A 2,972-nucleotide genomic window follows, 5' to 3' on the forward strand; every position below is an offset into this window, starting at 1 on the left:
AAAACCATTCCCCCCTTGCCCAGACCCCCCCCCCCTCCTGTCCCTTCTTGGGGTGGGTTTGTTACCCGAAGTTTTGGGGGACGAAAAAAAACACTCGTCTCCCGCACCCAAAATTTGCGATACACAACCCTTTTAAAAGATTGTTTAGATTAGTTAAAGTTTACATCCGTATCAAAATGAACCACACTGTTCAAAAGACTAGAACTCACAATAATAATGCTCGACGATATTAGCTATTCACAAAGGCAGAGACTTGCCTATATCGATTTCTGTTTACTGTTTAAAGGCGCGATTTGTCGACAAGACTTGATAAACCGCTTTGAGGTCGGCTTATCAGCCGGGTCGCGGGATTTTAGTCTGTATAAGGAACTAGCGCCGGGTAATCTGAACTACGATTCAAGAGAAAAGCGTTACTTTCAGACGGAAAGCTTTAAGCCAGTCTTTGAGCATGACGCGAAGCGAACGCTAACGAAACTGGCTAATAATATTTCTGATGGTTTTGATGCAATAGGGGATATGCATTTCCCTGTAGAATCACAGTCTACGCTGAATGTACCAGACATATTTATAGTCGCCAGACTAGTGCAAGCTATTCTTAATAATAAAGCTGTCAGCGTTATCTACACGTCACTTTCCAGTGGTTCAGGTGCGAGAGAACTGGTTCCTCACTCAATTGTTGATAATGGACTTCGCTGGCATGTGCGAGCTTATGACCGTAAAAGCCAGAGCTTTCGGGATTTTGTCTTAACACGGATTAGCAAGGTATCGATAAAAGAAACTCCAACAGCTGAAGAAAGCGCAGGAGCCGATATGGAATGGCAACGCCTTATTCCACTGCAACTCGTACCACACCCAAAGAATGTTGAGTTCCCCACCGCAATAGAAATGGATTACGGCATGGACAACCAACAGTTGTTAATTGAAGTGAGAGCAGCAATGGCAGGTTATCTGTTAAGGCGATGGAACGTAGACTGCACTGAGCGCGGAACGCTAAAAGGTGCAGAATACCAACTTTGGCTTCAAAATAGGTTTACGCTGAATAATGTACAGAACTTGGCAATTGCACCGGGTTACAATGATGGAGTTGAGAAGTGATCCTCCATTGCACAAAAAAACTTTATGCCAAGCTACCTGATAAGGTGAAAGCCGCAAAGCAACCTGCGACTGCTATAGGCATTCAGGCTCAATGGCTAAACTGGCACGCAAACCTTATCACAATTCAGCGTAGGCAGTGTGTCATCGCGGTGCATGATGCCACACGTTTTACGCTATTCATTCCATGCTTAACCAAGAAAGACTTCGCAAACCTCGACTGGCATTTTAACGACGTGTTTATTAACACCTTGCTGAAAAGCGATATGCCGCCTGAGCTCGTTAATGCCGCTGCGATGAACTACCAGCAACCTACGTTCGATACAAACTGTAATCGTTCAGTGCAAGGTACGATGAATCAGGTGGCGCAGGAAATTGATTACGGACTGTATTATAACAATAGTCCGGTAGCGGATATCAGCCCGTACCGATATAGCGCAGATTTAAGCCATAGGCCATGCGGCGTAAAAGGTCAGAAAGATTACATATGGCCAGATAGAGAAATGGTAAATTTATTAGCAAAATTAACAGCGAATTCAAACCAATTTAAAGAAGGTTTGATATCGCATTAAAAGATGAAGCCATGACGGTGTCATTCATCTTGCTTGATTACAATACAATAGAAAAGATTAAAAACTGGAAGATAAAAACAATGACAAGTTTACAACAACGTGCCGAACTTCAACGCCAAATATGGGCAATTGCGAACGATGTTCGAGGTTCAGTAGATGGCTGGGATTTTAAGCAGTATGTACTGGGTACGCTGTTCTACCGTTTTATAAGTGAAAACTTTGTCAACTACATCACAGGCGGTGACGAGAGCGCTAACTATTCAGCCATGTCTGACGATGATCAAAATATTCTTGCTGCCAAAGATGATGCAGTTCGCACTAAAGGATATTTTATCCTTCCTAGCCAGTTGTTCAGTAATGTGGCAGCTAATGCGCACAAGAACGAAAATTTAAATACTGACTTAGCTGCTATTTTCGCTGCAATCGAAAACTCAGCCAATGGTTACGATTCAGAAAAAGACATCAAAGGGTTGTTTGCGGATTTTGATACCACCAGTAATCGTCTGGGGAATACGGTAGAGGCAAAAAACAAACGCCTGGCAGCTGTGTTAAAAGGCGTGGCAGGTTTAACCTTCGGTAATTTTGAAGACAACCAAATTGATTTATTCGGTGATGCTTACGAGTTCCTTATCTCTAACTACGCGGCAAATGCGGGTAAGTCCGGTGGCGAATTTTTCACGCCTCAGCACGTCTCAAAACTGATCGCCCAGCTCGCAATGCAAGGCCAAACCAGTGTGAATAAAATATATGACCCTGCGGCGGGCTCCGGTTCATTGCTCTTACAAGCCAAGAAACACTTTGATGCGCATATCATTGAAGATGGTTTTTTTGGTCAAGAGCTCAACCATACTACCTACAACTTGGCGCGTATGAATATGTTTTTGCACAACATTAACTACGACAAGTTCAATATTCAGTTGGGAGATACCTTAACCGAACCGCACTTTTTAGATGACAAACCCTTTGATGCAATTGTCTCTAATCCGCCTTATTCGGTTAAATGGATTGGTAGTGATGACCCAACCTTAATCAACGATGACCGCTTTGCGCCAGCTGGTGTGCTTGCGCCTAAATCAAAAGCCGACTTTGCCTTCGTACTTCACGCACTGAGTTACCTATCAAGCAAAGGCCGTGCGGCGATTGTGTGCTTCCCCGGCATTTTTTATCGTGGTGGTGCTGAGCAAAAAATTCGCCAGTACCTAAATAACTGTTCTTAAGTGCATATTCCGGCCGGATCTGAACAGCGATTCCGGAAACACTTGAACACCTATTCTGGAATCATTTGAACACTGATTCCGGATTTATTTA

Annotated in this window: 2 protein-coding genes and 1 pseudogene; all 3 read left to right on the forward strand. The window is 43.6% G+C overall.

The genetic code is table 11. From position 1 onward, the window contains the following. Positions 1-216: 216 nt before the first annotated feature. Complete coding sequence (locus tag ACXAG2_RS20750; RefSeq protein WP_474870216.1) at positions 217-1,095, forward strand: WYL domain-containing protein; 879 nt, start codon at positions 217-219, stop codon at positions 1,093-1,095. Beyond that, the gene (locus tag ACXAG2_RS20755; protein WP_474870218.1) at positions 1,092-1,664 is read left to right on the forward strand and encodes a DUF6933 domain-containing protein; all 573 of its coding nucleotides are present in this window, start codon (positions 1,092-1,094) and stop codon (positions 1,662-1,664) included. The genes ACXAG2_RS20750 and ACXAG2_RS20755 overlap by 4 nt, the downstream gene beginning before the upstream one ends. Before the next feature lie 80 nt (positions 1,665-1,744). Continuing rightward, positions 1,745-2,866: pseudogene (locus tag ACXAG2_RS20760) on the forward strand (type I restriction-modification system subunit M); the annotation flags it as partial. Positions 2,867-2,972: the final 106 nt, after the last annotated feature.

The sequence above is a fragment of the Alteromonas sp. ABH4_456 genome (assembly GCF_056160645.1).

Bases quoted from the DNA above. Each gene is read 5' to 3' on its own strand.
- ACXAG2_RS20750 (WP_474870216.1), top strand. From the start codon at position 217: ATGCTCGACGATATTAGCTATTCACAAAGGCAGAGACTTGCCTATATC.